The sequence below is a fragment of the Chryseobacterium oranimense genome, from assembly GCF_900129755.1.
In the GTDB taxonomy this organism is placed as follows: domain Bacteria; phylum Bacteroidota; class Bacteroidia; order Flavobacteriales; family Weeksellaceae; genus Chryseobacterium; species Chryseobacterium oranimense.
In genome coordinates, this window is record NZ_FQWT01000002.1 from 621976 (window position 1) to 638311 (window position 16336).

The 16336-nt window shown below is 40.7% G+C and carries 17 protein-coding genes; 6 read left to right on the forward strand and 11 right to left on the reverse strand.

What is annotated here, in order from left to right:
• Window positions 1-6: 6 nt before the first annotated feature.
• The 8 genes from BUB03_RS09275 to BUB03_RS09310 form a co-directional block, all read right to left on the reverse strand.
• On the reverse strand, window positions 7-1716 hold the full coding sequence (locus tag BUB03_RS09275; protein WP_073062238.1) for a diflavin oxidoreductase: 1710 nt from the start codon (window positions 1714-1716) through the stop codon (window positions 7-9).
• Window positions 1706-2551, reverse strand: a complete 846-nt coding sequence (cobA, locus tag BUB03_RS09280) for a uroporphyrinogen-III C-methyltransferase (protein ID WP_073062240.1) — start codon at window positions 2549-2551, stop codon at window positions 1706-1708. The genes BUB03_RS09275 and cobA overlap by 11 nt, the downstream gene beginning before the upstream one ends.
• 24 nt (window positions 2552-2575) lie before the next feature.
• Entirely contained in the window at window positions 2576-3487 is a 912-nt protein-coding gene (cysK, locus tag BUB03_RS09285; RefSeq protein ID WP_073062243.1) for a cysteine synthase A, read from the reverse strand.
• Between the two features lie 55 nt (window positions 3488-3542).
• On the reverse strand, window positions 3543-4373 hold the full coding sequence (epsC, locus tag BUB03_RS09290) for a serine O-acetyltransferase EpsC (protein ID WP_073062246.1): 831 nt from the start codon (window positions 4371-4373) through the stop codon (window positions 3543-3545).
• Between the two features lie 3 nt (window positions 4374-4376).
• On the reverse strand, window positions 4377-5615 hold the full coding sequence (locus BUB03_RS09295) for a sulfate adenylyltransferase subunit 1 (RefSeq protein WP_073062248.1): 1239 nt from the start codon (window positions 5613-5615) through the stop codon (window positions 4377-4379).
• Between the two features lie 102 nt (window positions 5616-5717).
• A complete protein-coding gene (cysD, locus tag BUB03_RS09300; protein WP_083538900.1) occupies window positions 5718-6626 on the reverse strand; it encodes a sulfate adenylyltransferase subunit CysD in 909 nt (302 codons plus the stop codon).
• 10 nt (window positions 6627-6636) lie between these two features.
• Window positions 6637-7350 carry a phosphoadenylyl-sulfate reductase gene (locus tag BUB03_RS09305; RefSeq protein ID WP_040993151.1) on the reverse strand — a complete coding sequence of 238 codons (714 nt, stop codon included), beginning with the start codon at window positions 7348-7350 and terminating at the stop codon, window positions 6637-6639.
• Between the two features lie 84 nt (window positions 7351-7434).
• Entirely contained in the window at window positions 7435-7851 is a 417-nt protein-coding gene (locus BUB03_RS09310) for an RrF2 family transcriptional regulator (RefSeq protein ID WP_073062251.1), read from the reverse strand.
• 144 nt (window positions 7852-7995) lie between these two features.
• Between BUB03_RS09310 and pepT the strand changes: the two genes are divergently transcribed.
• The 6 genes from pepT to BUB03_RS09340 all read left to right on the forward strand — a co-directional run bounded on the left by pepT (window position 7996) and on the right by BUB03_RS09340 (window position 12823).
• Complete coding sequence (gene pepT / locus BUB03_RS09315) at window positions 7996-9243, forward strand: peptidase T (RefSeq protein ID WP_073062254.1); 1248 nt, start codon at window positions 7996-7998, stop codon at window positions 9241-9243.
• Between the two features lie 5 nt (window positions 9244-9248).
• Window positions 9249-9821, forward strand: a complete 573-nt coding sequence (locus BUB03_RS09320) for an energy transducer TonB (RefSeq protein ID WP_073062256.1) — start codon at window positions 9249-9251, stop codon at window positions 9819-9821.
• Window positions 9822-9972: 151 nt separating this feature from the next.
• Entirely contained in the window at window positions 9973-10218 is a 246-nt protein-coding gene (locus BUB03_RS09325; protein WP_040993147.1) for a hypothetical protein, read from the forward strand.
• Between the two features lie 148 nt (window positions 10219-10366).
• A complete protein-coding gene (locus BUB03_RS09330) occupies window positions 10367-10963 on the forward strand; it encodes a porin family protein (RefSeq protein WP_040993146.1) in 597 nt (198 codons plus the stop codon).
• 77 nt (window positions 10964-11040) lie between these two features.
• Window positions 11041-12099 carry a sensor histidine kinase gene (locus BUB03_RS09335; protein WP_073062259.1) on the forward strand — a complete coding sequence of 353 codons (1059 nt, stop codon included), beginning with the start codon at window positions 11041-11043 and terminating at the stop codon, window positions 12097-12099.
• A complete protein-coding gene (locus tag BUB03_RS09340; protein WP_073062261.1) occupies window positions 12092-12823 on the forward strand; it encodes a LytR/AlgR family response regulator transcription factor in 732 nt (243 codons plus the stop codon). Before BUB03_RS09335 ends, BUB03_RS09340 begins: the two co-directional genes overlap by 8 nt.
• Before the next feature lie 154 nt (window positions 12824-12977).
• On the opposite strand, the gene BUB03_RS09345 is transcribed toward BUB03_RS09340, so the two are convergent.
• The 3 genes from BUB03_RS09345 to BUB03_RS09355 form a co-directional block, all read right to left on the reverse strand.
• Entirely contained in the window at window positions 12978-13880 is a 903-nt protein-coding gene (locus tag BUB03_RS09345) for a DUF6268 family outer membrane beta-barrel protein (protein ID WP_073062264.1), read from the reverse strand.
• Between the two features lie 146 nt (window positions 13881-14026).
• The gene (locus tag BUB03_RS09350) at window positions 14027-15217 is read right to left on the reverse strand and encodes a multidrug effflux MFS transporter (RefSeq protein ID WP_073062266.1); all 1191 of its coding nucleotides are present in this window, start codon (window positions 15215-15217) and stop codon (window positions 14027-14029) included.
• Between the two features lie 170 nt (window positions 15218-15387).
• Window positions 15388-16206, reverse strand: coding sequence for a helix-turn-helix domain-containing protein (locus tag BUB03_RS09355; RefSeq protein ID WP_073062268.1), 819 nt, complete (start codon window positions 16204-16206; stop codon window positions 15388-15390).
• Window positions 16207-16336 lie beyond the last annotated feature (130 nt).

The following is a 16336-nucleotide window of genomic DNA, read 5'->3' on the forward strand; positions in this document are numbered from 1 at the left end:
TATGATTTAATACACATCTTTTACGTATCTCCCGCTGAGTTCCAGCTCTTCAAGATAAGCCTGCGCTTCTTCTAAAGTCTGTTTTCCCTTGTCCTGAAGGATGTTCAGAATTGTTTTCTCTACATCTTTACTCATAGGATCTTTAGCTCCGCATATATACACGGATGCTCCTCCTTCCAGCCAGTGGTATACTTCCTGGGCTTTCTGCTTCAGCCTGTGCTGTACATATATTTTTTCTGCTGTATCTCTGGAAAAGGCAAGATCAAGATGGGTAAGTGTTCCTGTTTTGAGGAAGTCCTGAAGTTCTGCCTGGTAAAGGAAATCTGAGACAAAGTTCCGGTCCCCGAAAAAAAGCCAGTTTCTCCCTTCTGCACCTATAGCATCCCTTTCGTAAAGGAAAGACCTGAAAGGGGCAATCCCGGTTCCCGGCCCGATCATAATAATGTCTTTATCCTGGTTCGGAAGTCTGAAATGTTTGGCTTCCTGAATGTAGAATTCAAGGTCTTCTCCTTCATTAAAAGCGGAAAGAAAGCCACTGCACAGTCCATTCTGCTTTTTATCGCTGATCAGGAACTCAGATTTGGCTACGGTAATATGAATTTCAGTATCGCCATGAGCTTCCAGTGATGATGAAATGGAATATAAACGGGGCGACTGACCTGTTAAAATGCCGATCACCTGTTCAAATTCTGCTGCACTTTTTACAGGATAGATCCGAAGGAGATCAAGAAGGCTTAATCGTACTTCAGGAATATTCTGACCTGTGATTTGGGCGTATTGAGCAACCGTAGATTTAAGGAGATAGCTTATATTCAGATGTTTATACAGCAGTTCTTCTGCACTGGCAGTAATTTTTGAGGTTACAATTTGCTTTTGGGCGTCAATTCCGGTCAAAGAAATGATTTCATCCACTTCTGTTCTTGGGTTGAAAGCCATCACTCCCAGAGCATCTCCGGGGCTGTAAACAAGGGGTTCTTCGGTTTCTATTTCGATGTGGTAGGTTTCCTTATCAGATCCGATATCATTCAGGTTAATGATGGATGAAACTTTTCCCTGGTATTTTTTTCTTCCCGTGGATGTTTTTGGCGATATCGTACTTTTCTGGCTGCTTTCTGCTGTTTTACTGACTACATTTAAGATATGTTCGGCCCAGCTGTGGGATTCCTGCTCATAATCAACATCACATTTTTTTAGAGGAATGATTCGCTGTGCTCCTAATACTTCAAGACGTGCATCCACATCTTCTCCTGTTTTACAAAACAGAGGATAACTGCTGTCTCCCAGTGCCAGGACTCCAAATTTCAGGTTGCTGAGATCCGGATCGTTTTCATGAAGATGATCATAAAATTTCTTTGCAAGAATCGGAGGTTCTCCTTCTCCCTGCGTACTGATAATAATAAAGAAAAAGTCTTCTTTCAAAAGATCTTTCGGCTTATACTGGGAAAGATCTGCCAGCTTCACCTGAATGCCTTTTTTCTTAATAATTCCGGCCAGTTCTACTGCCAGTTTTTTGCTGTTCCCCGTTTCAGTACCGTAAGCAAGGGTAATTTTTTTGGCAGAAACAGTTTCGGCATGAGCAGCCGGCGAAGGAATATCCTGTACTGTAACGGAAGAACCTGCAATACCGGCGAGAAAACCACTGGCCCAGACAGCTTCATCTCTGGAGAAGCTTCCGGATATTTCTTTCAGGGCATTTAATTTAGTTTCAGACAGCATATTCAAATATATTTTGAGGGTTTGATACTAAGGTTCCATTGGTTACAGATTTAAAATAAATCCCTTCCTGTATAGGCTCTTTCAGCCAGGAAAATTCTTCATGCAGGTTCACTACTTTCCCGATAATAACCAATGACGGTGATACAAAATCCTTTTTTCCCAATTTTTCATGAAAATCTTCGAGAGAAGCGGTGTATACTTTCTGGTAAGGGGTGGTAGCCTGTTCAATGACGGCGATCTTTTTGCCTTCTGTTTTTCCTACTGATAAAAACTGATCGACCAAACCTTCCAGATTTCCTTTAGACATATAAAAAACAAGGGTGTCTTCTGATGCTCCGAGTTCTTCCCAGTAGTCACTGCTGAGAATTTCGGTTTTGTAATAAGTCAGGAAACGGACTGACGTGGCGTAGCCTCTTGCTGTTAAAGGCATTCCGGCATAGGCAGCCGCCCCCGAAGCCGCTGTGATTCCCGGAACAATTTCAAATGGAATATTGTGTTGTTTCAAAACTTGAAGCTCGTCCAGAACATTGGAAAAAAAGGAAATATCTCCTCCTTTGAGCCTGACCACAGTTTTTCCCTGTAAAGCATAATCAACGATTAATGTATTGATCCGGGATTGCGGTGTGGAAGCATTTTTACTGCATTCTTTTCCCACATATATAATTTCTGCTTTTTTACCGGCATAACGTTCTATGATTTCGGGACTTACAAGACGGTCACATAAGATCACATCGGCTTTAGCAATGGCTTTTACGGCCTTTACAGTAATCAGATCAGGGTCGCCAGGTCCTGCGCCTACCAGGAAAACCTGTGGCGAATTGTTATTTTGTTTCATTTTAAATCTTTTTATTAGTGACGTCTAGAAGAGCCCTTCAATAGACAGGTATCTTTCGCCTGTATCATAATTCACAGTCAAAATGCTGGATCCGGCAGGTATTTCAGGTAGTTTTTTTGCTACTGCAGCCAAAGCGGCCCCGGTAGAAATTCCGACGAAAAGCCCTTCTTTTTTGGCGGCTTCCTTTGTATGTTCAAAAGCTTCGTCTTTACCGATCTGAATAATTTCATCTAAAAGAGCGGTATCAAGAATGGACGGAACAAATCCAGCTCCTAAGCCCTGCAACGGATGAGGCGCCGGAGCTCCTCCACTAAGGACAGGTGAAAGTTCCGGTTCTACAGCAATAACTTTGATATCGGGGAACTGCTGTTTTAGAACTTTTGCAATTCCTGTAATGTGGCCGCCGGTTCCCACGCCTGTGATGAGATAATCAAGTCCGTCAGGAAAATCTTTAATGATTTCCTGTGCAGTGGTTTCTACGTGCACTTTTACGTTGGCCGGGTTGTCAAACTGTCTCGGGATCCAGGAATTCGGGGTCTGCTGTGCCAGCTCTTCTGCCTTTTCAATGGCTCCTTTCATTCCTTTTTCTCTGGGAGTCAGAACGAATTCTGCTCCATATGATTCCATAATTTTGCGGCGTTCCAGACTCATACTTTCAGGCATCACAAGGATGAGTTTATAGTTTTTTACAGCAGCTACCAGAGCGAGTCCTATTCCTGTGTTTCCGCTGGTAGGTTCGATGATAACACTATCTTTGTTCAAAAGTCCTTTGGCTTCTGCATCCTCGATCATGGATAAAGCAATTCTGTCTTTGATGCTTCCTCCGGGATTGGATTTTTCAAGTTTGATCCAAACCTCGTGTTCTGTACCGAAAAGTTTATTAATTTTTACAACCGGGGTATTTCCGATGGTTTCTAATGTGTTCTGGAACTTCATACCGACTCAATTTTATGTTGTTTTTTATATTTTAACCATTAAGAATTTATCATTGCTATATCACAAATGTTAAAGATTCCGGGAGCGGCCCGTTGTCTTTTATCTTTATTTCACTTTTATTATAGACCAGAGAATTGGGCGGAACATCCTGTGTGATCCAGACATTTCCTCCGATAATACTGTCTCTGCCTATGGTTGTACTGCCTCCTAAAATGGTCGCTCCTGAATAAATAATGACATGGTCTTCAATATTGGGATGCCTTTTTTCGTTGGCCTTATCTTTTGAAACATTCAAAGCTCCGAGGGTTACTCCCTGATACAGCTTCACATGATTCCCGATCCGGGTGGTTTCCCCTATGACGATTCCAGTTCCGTGGTCAATAAAGAAATGTTCTCCAATGACCGCTCCGGGATGAATATCTATTCCTGTTCTGCTGTGAGCATATTCCGATATCACACGAGGCAGGGTTTTCACGTTCTGAATCCACAGCTGATGGGAAATTCTGTAAACATACGCTGCAAAAAATCCCGGATAGGAAAGAAGGATTTCTTCCAGAGATTCCGTAGCAGGATCAAATTCCAGGATGGATTCGGCATCAAGGACCAGTTTATTATAAATATCGGGAAGTACGTTAAAGAAATCTTCGGTCTGCTTTTCAGCTAAAACCTCATCCTGCGTGGTACTTTTAACCAAATTCAAGAGAAGTTTACCTAATCGCTCAAACTCATTCTGAAGATGATCTTCCGTATTTACTTCCTGGCAAAGAAACAAGTTGCCGTAAAGCTCTTTGACAAAATTTTCCATGCTTGTTTTATCAAAGAAGCCTCCAGAGCTGCCGTTCTTTTTTTCAAGGACTTTTTTAATAAAATAATCTGAAACTGCCATGATCTACTGAATTATACATGCTGCCACCGTCGCATTGGAGGTTTCATCCACTAAAATGGCCGATCCCGTTTTCTTATTGCTTATAAAATCGTCAAATACTAAAGGCTGCGCTGTACGAATCGTTACTTTTGCTATTTCATTGAGCTTGATTCCTTCATCCGCACTTTCTTTTTCGAGAGTATTGACATCAATTTTATAGTCCACCTGCTTTACCACAGCCTTCAACTGCCTGCTGTGATGCTGCAAAACATATTTATTTCCAGGCTGAAGACCTTTCTGATCCAGCCAGCACAGTAAAACCTCTATTTCTTTTTCAACTTTGGGAAGTTCTTCTGCCGAGGTGAAGAAATCTCCCCTGCTGATATCGATATCATCTTTAACCTGAATGACGGCCGGCTGCCCTTCAAAAGCTTCCTGAACCTCAGCACCATTGACTTCTATGGATGAAATCTCCGTGATAATCCCGGCGGGAAGAATAGCAATCTTATTTCCTTTCTGAAAACTGCCGCTTACGATTGGTCCTGCATACCCCCTGTAATCATGCAATTCCTCAGTCTGAGGACGGATGACATACTGCACCTGGAAACGGCTTCCGCTATTCTGCTCCTGATCAATCTGTACTTTTTCCAGGTATTCGAGAAGAGAGCTTCCTTTGTACCATCCGGTAACAGCCGACAGGGAAACAATATTGTCTCCTTTCAATGCGGAAATCGGAAAGTAGGTAACATCTTCCAGCCCCAGTTCTTCAGCAATTCCGGAATAGTCTGCTTTTATGGCTTCAAAGACTTCTTCCGAATAGTCTACCATATCCATTTTATTGATGGCAACGGCTACCTTTTTCAGTTTCAGCAATGAAGCGATGATGGAATGTCTTCTTGTCTGCTCAATAACTCCTTTCCGGGCATCGATCAGGATGATCATCAGGTCAGAATTGGAAGCTCCGGTAATCATATTCCGGGTATACTGAACATGTCCCGGAGCATCTGCAATAATAAATTTCCTTCTGGATGTCGAAAAGTATCGGTAGGCGACATCAATGGTGATTCCCTGCTCTCTTTCTGCACGGAGCCCATCCGTTAAAAGGGCCAGATCCACACCGTCTTCATTTTTGTTTTTAGAATGTTTCTCAAGCACTTCCAGCTGATCCTGTAAAATACTCTTGCTATCGTAAAGCAGTCTTCCGATGAGGGTGCTTTTACCGTCATCTACGCTTCCTGCTGTTATTAATCTTAATATATCCACGATTTTTTATAAATGATGATTGATCAATGATGAGTAATAAGTAATGGATAATGAGTAATATGTTGTATTCGCTATTGCTCATTACTCATTGTTCATTACTGATTAAAAGTAGCCTCCTTTTTTACGGTCTTCCATTGCGGCTTCGGTCACTCGGTCGTCAATTCTGGTTTCGCCCCTTTCTGAAATTCTGGTGGCGACAATCTCCTCAATGACTTTGTCTACGGTAGCTGCTTCAGATTCTACTGCGGCAGTACAGGTCATATCTCCTACGGTACGGTAACGGATCCGTTTTTTTGTTACCATATCACTTTCTTCCAGTACAGCAAATTCTGAATTCGCGATCCACTGTCCGTTGAGGTCCACTACTTCTCTTTCATGCGAGAAGTAAATAGATGGCAGCTCAATTTTCTCTCTTCTGATATAGTTCCATACATCCAGCTCTGTCCAGTTGCTGATCGGGAAAACCCTTACATTTTCTCCTTTATGGATTTTTCCGTTGAAAATATTCCAAAGCTCAGGACGCTGCAGTTTAGGATCCCACTGTCCGAATTCATCTCTTACAGAAAATATTCTTTCTTTTGCCCTGGCCTTTTCTTCGTCTCTACGTGCGCCTCCGATGCAAGAATCAAATTCAAATTCTTCAATGGTATCCAGTAGTGTAAAGGTCTGCAACCAGTTGCGGCTTGGGAATTTTCCTTTCGGTTCTGTGAGTTTTCTTTCACGAATGGTATCTTCTACCTTTCTTACAATCAGGTCGACATTCAGTTTTGTGGCGAGATCGTCTCTGAAGCTTAAAACTTCCGGAAAATTGTGCCCTGTATCTACATGAACAAATTTGAAAGGAATTTTCCCGTGGGGAAATGCTTTTGCCGAAAGATGAGCCAGTACAATACTGTCTTTTCCGCCACTGAACAGTAAAGCCGGACGCTCAAACTGTCCTGCCACTTCCCTCAGTATATAGATGGATTCTGCTTCTAACTGATCTAAATAATTTAAATGATATAATGACATATTGAATTTTTTATTGATGGACATGTAAACCGCATTCTTTTTTATCTGCATCTTCCCACCACCAGCGGCCCGCTCTGAAATCTTCCCCTTCTTTGATCGCTCTTGTACAGGGTTCACATCCGATACTTACAAATCCTTTTTTATGAAGATGATTATATGGTAAGTGGTGGTTTTGAACATATTCTGCGACCTGCTGCGTCGTCCAGTGAAGGATGGGATGGAATTTTATGATCTGATGATCCGGATCCCATTCCAATTGAGGCATCTGCCCTCTTCCCGCGGAATGCTCCGAACGTAAGCCGGTGATCCATACTTTATATCCCTGAAGTGCCTTTTTGAGAGGAACTACCTTCCTGATATTACAGCAAGCTTTTCTCTGCTCTACGGATTGGTAAAAAGAATCCGGTCCGTTTTCTGAAACAAATTGCTGCAGAGATTCCGGGTCCGGATAATAGGCTTTTATATTTTTTTTAAAGAATGCTCTGGATGAGGTCCATGTCTCGTAGGTCTGCTCAAAAAGTCTACCCGTATCCAGAGTAAAGATATCGATATCAAGATTTTTTATCAGATGGGTGACTACCTGGTCTTCATAACTGAAGCTGGTAGAAAAGATGACTTCTGCAGGAAATTTTTTGGCAAGAACCTCCAAAAAATCATTGGCAAAAACCCCACCAGAGGCCTCTCCAAATAATTTATCGAATTCTATTTTCAGAGTATTTTCCATTTTGAATTGAAATTAACTTCTGCAAATATATATAAATCCTATTTATCCTACCAAATTAGTAGGATATAAAAATTAAAAAAAAATTCAGCTGTTTTTTATGAAGGAAGTAAGGGTGGCTTCCATCATACTTTTTCTTGTTTTTTCTCTTACAATGATCAGTTCATTCCTTAGATAACAGGTTGCCTCATCTACACAATCGTCACAAGGTTCATAGAAATTTATTGAAATACAAGGAGTTAAGGCAATAGGCCCTTCAAAAATACGATAGATATCAGCCAGCGAGATATCATCAGGCGACTTCAGCAGGTAATATCCTCCGGCAGTCCCCTGCTTACTGTTGACCAACTTGGCTCTTTTCAGCTCAAGAAGGATTTGCTCTAAAAATTTTTTGGAAATATTCTCATCCTGTGCAATAACGGCCGTTGACAAAAATCCCTGATTATAGTTTCTTGCCAATCTAACCATTGCTTTCAAAGCATATTTGCAACGTTTGGACATCATAATTCATGCAAGTTATAACAAATTATTTGATTATCGAAATTGTGGTTCCTGATTAGGAAATGAAATCGTATTCAGGGCTGAAATTATGCTTTAAAACCCAGATTTGAAAAATTTACATTGTATATTTGTTGAAATTTAAAATTCATGAGCGCAATAGAATTTAACCAGATGTGGAAAGAGAAATTACTGAACCGTTTTCTTGCCTATGTAAAAATATATTCAACCAGCGATGCAGAGAGTGAAACTACACCTTCTACTCCCAGACAATGGGATATTGCAAATTATATTGCTGAAGAATTAAAAACGATAGGTCTGGAAAATGTTTTTATTGATGACAACGGTTATATCATGGGATATGTTCCTTCCAACCTGGATAATGATGACAGACCTACGATCGGTTTTATCTCACACTACGACACGTCTCCGGATTTCAGCGGAGAAAATGTGAAGCCACAGGTTTGGGAAAACTATGACGGTAGTGATCTTCTTTTAAACTCAACTACCGGATTTACATTATCCGCTTCAAAATTTGAAAGCTTAAAAAAATATATCGGTCAAACGCTGATTACTACTGACGGAAATACATTACTTGGAGCTGATGATAAGGCTGGTTGTGCAGAGATTGTAACGGCTGCAGAATATCTTATTGCCCACCCGGAAATTAAACATGGAAGAATTGCGGTAGGATTTACGCCTGATGAAGAGATCGGAAGAGGTGCACACAAATTTGATGTAGCAAAATTCGGTGCTGAATGGGCTTATACAATGGACGGAAGTGAAGTGGGAGAGCTTGAATATGAAAATTTTAATGCTGCAGGTGCTGTGGTAAAAATCCACGGATTAAGTGTTCACCCGGGTTATGCTTACGGAAAAATGGTGAATGCGGCTCTTTTGGCTGCTGAATTTATACAATTGCTTCCGGCCAATGAAACTCCGGCTACGACTAAAGGTTTTGACGGGTTTTATCATTTAATGGACATTACAGCTGATATTTCTGAGGCTAAACTTCAATACATCATCCGTGATCACGACGAAGAAAAATTTGAAGCCAGAAAGAAATTCATGGAGGAAAAAGTGGCTGAATTCAACCAGAAATATGGAGAAGGGACCGCTGAAGTTGAGATTAAAGAACAGTACCGAAACATGAAGCAGCAGTTTGAAGGAAAAATGCACATCATTGACCTGGCTGCCAAAGCAATGAAAGAAGCAGGCATTGAGCCCTTAATCAAAGCAATCAGAGGAGGAACGGACGGAGCACAGCTTTCTTATATGGGACTTCCTTGTCCGAATATTTTTGCAGGAGGAATGAACTTCCACGGACCTTACGAATATGTTGCCCTGGAAAGCATGGAAAAAGCAACCGAAGTAATCATTAATATTGTAAAAGCGTAATCCTGATGAAAAAACTTTCAGCATTAGTACTGATTCTTATTTTTTCTTTCAGCTATGCCCAGGTTTCTGAATTTCAGAAGGCGGACTCACGGTACGAGAGAAAGATCAAGTCTCTGTACAAGAAATATCCGAAGCCTAATGATGAAAGAACTAAACAGGAATGGCTACTTACGGAAGAAAAGATTTCAGCATACAAAAATGCGTTAGAAAAAATTTCTGAGGAGGAAAAGAAAAGTTTTACGGATGTTCCGCCTCCGGCAGCTCCCAAAATTACAAAGGAAGCTGAATATGAAACCGGAAAAGCATCTTTTCAGAAACTTTTAAATGAAGCTATAGACCTTACTTTCCTGAACTTTGCCGTAAATCCTTATAAGATCACTTTGAAATTCACTCTGGATTCTAAAGGAAATGTTTTTAATGCAAGGGTAAAAGGAAATAATGAAGACGTGAATGCCTTTATAGAAGCCGCTTTTTACCGTATCAGGGATAAAGGAAAATGGAAACCGGCAGAATCCAATGGAAAACCTGTCCTTTCTGTAGTCAGTCTTCCTTTACAGTTAAATTTCAGTAAAAAATAATTATCAAACCGTTGTGAGAGCAGCGGTTTTTTATTTTAAGAACTTTCAACGCTAAATCTTATCTATCCTATTTCTCTTCCTGATGAAATGATTTCTTTTTTTGGTATATTTACGTAAATACCAGATTACTAACTTTAAACATCAAATTATTATGAGAAACATTAAGAAAATTTCAAGGAAGAATCTTGCAGTGATTCTTGGCGGAGGAGGCAACGGATGCCATATGAGCGGCGATTCTGCTTACTGCTGGACAGACTGTGACTGTACTTTCGGAAAAGCCTGCGAAATGGATGCTGACGGAAATCCGGGAACGTGCGTTGCAGTAGGCGGAGGAAATCCAGGTGGCGGAGGCGGAGGCTGCATTCCACCAACCATTTGTGAAGAAGAACCTTTTTAATACAACCGGCCGGAAGATCTGCTTCCGGTTTTTTTATTTCATTCACCCAAAAACAGGTCCTTGTCAAAGCATCTGTGCCGTTCATCAAATAAAGTTTCATAAACACTCTGATCGTTGTTGTTTTGCATCAAATTATTAACAACAATTTATGAAACAGCAGATTTTAGCACTCAGCACTTTTTTATTATGTATTACCTGTTCGGTAGAAACCAAGGCACAACAAACACCGGCTTTCCATATCGGGATCAAGGGCGGCGCCAACTTCACCAAAACTTCAGCGGGATCTTCATCACTGGAAGGAAAGTATGGTTTCGGGTATCAGGGTGGAATTATGACCAGAATGGACATCGGAAGGCTTTATGTACAAGGAGAGGCTTTATTCAACAAAAGAAAGACATCATTTGATTCCAAAGACGGAAGTTCTCCGAAACTGACCTGGAACTCAGTAGATGTTCCGATCGTTATCGGGTATAAGCTGATCAATGATAAGGATTTTAATGTAAGAGCGTTTGCCGGAGGTGTTTACAGCTATGCTTTAAAAAATAACCTATCAACCTCTAAAGCATTGCAGGATGGCTTTAAAAACTTTGACAAATCCAATATTGGCATTACGGGGGGTATAGGAATTGACTATAAAAATTTCTCGGCAGATTTGAGGTATGAAACCGGCCTGTCAAGCATCAGTAAGGAGTTTAAATCCAAACCGCACAGCTTTACGCTCGGGATAGGATACTTCTTATTCTAAAAACTTGAATTATCTTTACGTGTTAGAAACTGCGTCCTGCAGTTTCTAATTTTTTATAAATCCACTTTATTTTATCCATGACAAAACCATTTATTTTAAGAAAATATATTTTTGTTACCATTTTCTGGCTGGTGTTTGCTGTTGCGGTGTACGTGAACTTTCAATCGAGCGGCGACCGTGACACGGCCTTCCTTCAAACTGTTGTGCTGGTTGTTGTCTCCTTTCTTTTTACGCATGCGCTTACCACAAAACTTCTCCCCAAGGCCCTTAGATTAAAAAAAATGAAGCTGTTCCTTTTTCAAGCTGCTGCTGTCATTCTTCTCCTGAGCTTGATCTATGCCGTCATTTTCACTTATATCGAAGTTGAATCTAAAAACCAGCTTCCTCCAGGCTTCCGGAATCATATTCCTGTTTTATGGAAAGGCTTTTATATGTCTATTCCGGCCTCTTTCCTGATCAACGGATCTGCATGCGGCATCAAGTTTTATCAGGAGCACGGAAAGATAGAACGGGACCATATCCTTCTTCAGCAGGCTCATTTGGAGAATCAGCTGAAACTATTGCAGGACCAGATCAATCCCCATGTGGTCTTCAATATCCTGAATCATATTCATATTTTAATGAAAACCGACACGAAGCTTGCAGATTATTTATTGCTTAAATTTTCGGATATTCTGCGCTACCAGCTTTATCACTGCAGCCAGAACCTGGTCCCGGTGATGCAGGACATTGAACATCTGCAGAACCTGGTAGAAGTGGAAAAACTGAGATGGGGCAATGAGCTGGACGTAAAAGCAGAATGGAACATCCAAAGTAAGGGAGCATTCATCGCTCCTCTCCTGCTCGTGCCTCTTGTTGAAAATGCATTTAAATTCGTCTGCAGGCTACCTGGCCAAAGGGGTTATGTAGCGATTTCCTGCCTTGAAAAAGACGGAATTCTTGTGTTTTATGCCGAAAACAGCTACTCGGATGTGGCAAGCTATAAAAAGAAGGAAGGATCCAGCGGTATCGGTCTTCAAAATGTAAAAAAACGTCTGAAACTCCAGTATCCGGATTCCCATGATCTTAAAATTGAATCTGATAATAACGTATACAAAGTAACTTTAACCTTAAAACTGTCGAACGAAAATGAGTAATGTTCCTAAAATGAAATGCCTGATTATAGATGATGAACCTCTTGCAAGATTTCATATGAAAGAGCTGGCCGGTCAGATTGATTTTTTAACGGTTGAAGGAACCTGTGCCAGCGCTCTGGAAGCCGGTACTGTGGTAAAGGAAAAGGAAATTGATCTTCTTTTCCTTGATATCAATATGCCGTATTTAAGCGGCCTGGAATTCCTGGAACAACTGGAAAATCCTCCTTTGTGCATTTTAACAACCGCCTATTCAGAATATGCACTGGAAGGTTACCGTCTGCAGGTTGTGGATTATCTTTTGAAGCCTATTGCTTTTAACCGTTTCTATCAGGCCGTAAACAAGGCACAGCAGCAGTTCATTGTATCTGAAAAGATGATGAAGAATTCTCCTTTTGATGATCCTTTTCTGTATGTAAGACAGTCTGATACCTTTATAAAAGTTTCCTGGGTAGATATTTTATACATTGAAAGTATGCAGAACTATACAAAGCTTCATTTTAAAGATAAATCTCTGGTGATCCATCAAACGATGAAGGCCATTGAAGAGTCTCTGCCAGCTGAACATTTTTTCAGAATCCATAAATCGTTCCTGATCAATATCACCCATATTGATATGATATCGGGCGGACGGCTGTTTATCAATAAAACTGAGCTTCCTATTTCCCGAACCCGAAAAGAGGAGCTGCTGAATCAGGTGGTGTATAAGAAGCTTATCAGTAAATAATTTAGAAGGAAGACGGGAGCGGAAGGTTTTTTGAAGCGGATCATTATCATTCAACTTCCTTTTTATTAATATCTGTACAAGATAACTCTAATAGGTGAAGACATGCAATAGACGTTGGATATTAACTTTTTCTCTCCCCATCTTCCATTGATTCTTATGGCAGATTCCACCTCAGCGATACGGCTGCGTAAAATGTGGTGGCAAACTTCGGGTCATCCATTTTTTTGTCTTTGAAAATGCTTTTGATTTTTCTGTCGTTTTCACTGAAGCTTCTCAGCAGAGCTGTTCCTCCTGTAAGACTGAGGCTAAGTTTATCATTCAGCTTTACTTCAGGACGGATTCCGGCTGTAATCTGCTGATAGCCCAACAACATTGATTTCCCGTCTTTATTTCTTTCTACGGTCATTCCGCTGAGGTTTACAACGGCTTTTAATGCAAATCTGTCTGAAAACAGGTAACCGGCTTCCATTCCTTCCGGGAAGTTGATGTTCAGCTTAACTTTTCCGTTTGTTTTCCAATCGAAATAGATCCAGGGTAAGATCATGGGAACTCCAAACGCGGTTGTAAGTACCGGACCTGCTCCAAGCGCCAGATTGGGATTAAAATGTCTTATAAATAATACTCCACCCTGTCCCAGGATATCATCAGAACTTATTTGCTCAAGATCCGTATAAATTCCGACCGAAGCGGTCATCATCATACTCCATTTCTTCCCCAAGGGTCTTATGTGCTGGATTCCAGCCTGTGCATTGAGCATCTGATCGGGAAAAAGCTGTTTCTCATAGTCTTTATGGGTCATTTTTGCATAAGAACCGCTGAGCAGTACGGACCAGGCCTTTACCCTTCCGCTGCTGTCTTTTTTCATTGAAAGCGGAATGCTCAGGTTGAGGTCTGCGCGTTTAAAATTGCTTTTAGAATTTGTTTTTACACTGTCCTCCGGACGGATATAGCTGGAGAACGGGATATATTCTGTTTTAAGCTCTCCGGATATTCCTGACTGTGCACTGACCCAACAGCCAAGCAGACAGCCAGCAGCTGCCAAAAGATGTCTCTTCATATTTTAAATTTTATGCAAAGAGATACTTTTGGAGATGGTTTACAAAAATTACTTGATTAAGTGCCCGGATGGTATGACCAAACGGAGAAACAGCGTGATGACCTATCAGAATGACTTCCTGTTCCTGATCAAGTATAGTTTTAAAATCACAGAGAGGCTTTTCTGTTTTTAAATGAACGATAGGCAAACCAAACAGCAATACAGGCAATGCCAGCCCGAATCAGAACCATCGGCATAATGGAATCTGCCTCTAAAAAACCCGCAAGTCCTGAAAGTAAAAAGGTAACCATGAGCTGCATAAATCCCATGACAGCAGCAGCAGTTCCACGCCCTTCCTTAAAAGGAGATAAAGCATGGGCAGAAGTAATGGGAAATAGAATTCCTATGGCCAGCAATGACAGGTAGAGCATCATAATTTCCAGTATTACTGAAAGGTTCGTGGCTGCGATGAGGATATGCAGGCTGCACACCGACAGCAATATCAGGGTAGCAGTTAATAAAAGTTTTGTGTCACTGATCCTCTTTATCAATTTAGGGGTGAGATAGGCCGCCGTTATCAGAGCCAATGAATTAAACCCAAATATCAGACTGAAAACGCCGCTGGAGAATCCGTGGAGCTTCATGAATAAAAACGGGGCATTGGAAATATAAATAATAAGGGAAGCAAATGCGATACTTCCAATCATAGTACTGTTGATGAATTCTTTGTTGGATATGATGGTTTTCAGATGGTCTTTTAATTTTTTTTCATCTTCTTTATGATCGAAAATTTTATCCTTCAAATTGGTTTCAGGAACAAATTCAAATACCATGAACAGGGTAATCAGACCAAGAATACTTAAAAAGGCAAACGAACTGTTCCATCCCCAGAATTTAAGAAATACACTACCGAGTAATGGGGCAATAATAGGAGCAATCCCGCTTATCTGAGATTGCTGGGAAAAGATCGCTACAGATTTCTGCCGGTCGTACAGATCAATAACAATGGCCCGTCCTATTACAATTCCGGCACTTCCGCCGAATGCCTGCAGAAAACGCATGGCCCATAGCACGTAAATATTTTCTGTAAAAAAAATGGCAGTAGCACCTATGATAAAAAGGAAAAGTCCGCAGTACAGCATTGGCTTACGTCCGGTTTTATCCGATAAAGGCCCCCAAAGAAGCTGTCCGAAAGCAAATCCTGCAAAGAATACGGAAATTGAAATCTGGATATGCCCGATATCGGTCTGAAATATCTGAGCCATACTTGGAAAAGCAGGCAGATAAAGGTCTATACTCAGTGATTCGAGGGTGTTGAGCAGTGCCAGAATAAACACTACGATACTTAAGTTTCTCATAAAGGGTAAGTCAGTAAAAACAATCCGCAAAGGCGGTTTTTTCTTCCGGCAAAATTCCTTTAAAAAGTAAAGCCGCTCAATACAGGAACTGGAGAAATGCCAGCACAAATTGAGTATTTAATTTTGCATTTTCTTTTATTTAAAACAATTTTAAAAGAATATTCCGGAGATTATGATTTCCCTGATTTAAAACCTTCAGGATTCTGGCCTGTCTGTTTTCTGAAAAAGCGGGAGAAATAGGAAGCGTCACTGAATCCAAGTTTAAAAGCAATTTCTTTAACGGTTAATGCTCCAAAGCTAAGTTCTCTTTTAGCTTCCAGCAAAAGGCGCTGGGCGATCATTTTTTTTACGGTCGTTCCTCTTGAATGGCGGACAATATCATTGAGGTGATGTATGCTTATTTTGATTTGATCTGCGTAGAAACGGGTGTCTTTTTCAACAGTATAATGTTCTTCGATCAGGCTTACCAGCTGATGGATACGCTGCCTGTCATTAATTGAAGGATCCTGCAAGCTGATCTGTTCTGTAATGATAATACAGAATGCTCTCAAATAGGTTTTTAATAAACCGATCCTCGACGCTCCATTATATTCTTTTTCTATAAGCGAAATGACCGTACTGCAGGTTGTCTCATTTTCTTCATCCAATAAAAAAGGAATTGTTCCTCCCGCCAAGATAGTTTCAATATCACACGTTTCTTTGAATATTTCTCTGCTAACGGCAATTACATACCCCTTTTCCCCTCTCAGCTTCATATTGAATACCTGTCCGGGTGCAATGATACAGATCTGGTTATTTTTGAGGCTATAACTTTCAAAATCCAATTCCAGACTACTGTTTTCTTTCACTTTCTGAAACCATATGATCTCAAAGAAATTATGCCGGTGAATATCATTAAAATTCTCCGGATGGCCCGTGTCGAGAGTCATCAGCTGAAACTGTTCGGTGGTGAGGTGATGGGTGGGGATGTTTTTTTCTGATGGAGGCATTTTTGTTTTTGAATGATAAATGTAGAGAATTATTTGCTTTATGAAAAGAACCGCCACGATGTTGTGACGGTTCAATTTTATTATTACTTAAAGCTCTAAATTTGCATAACACAGTGGCTTTAGTTATTTA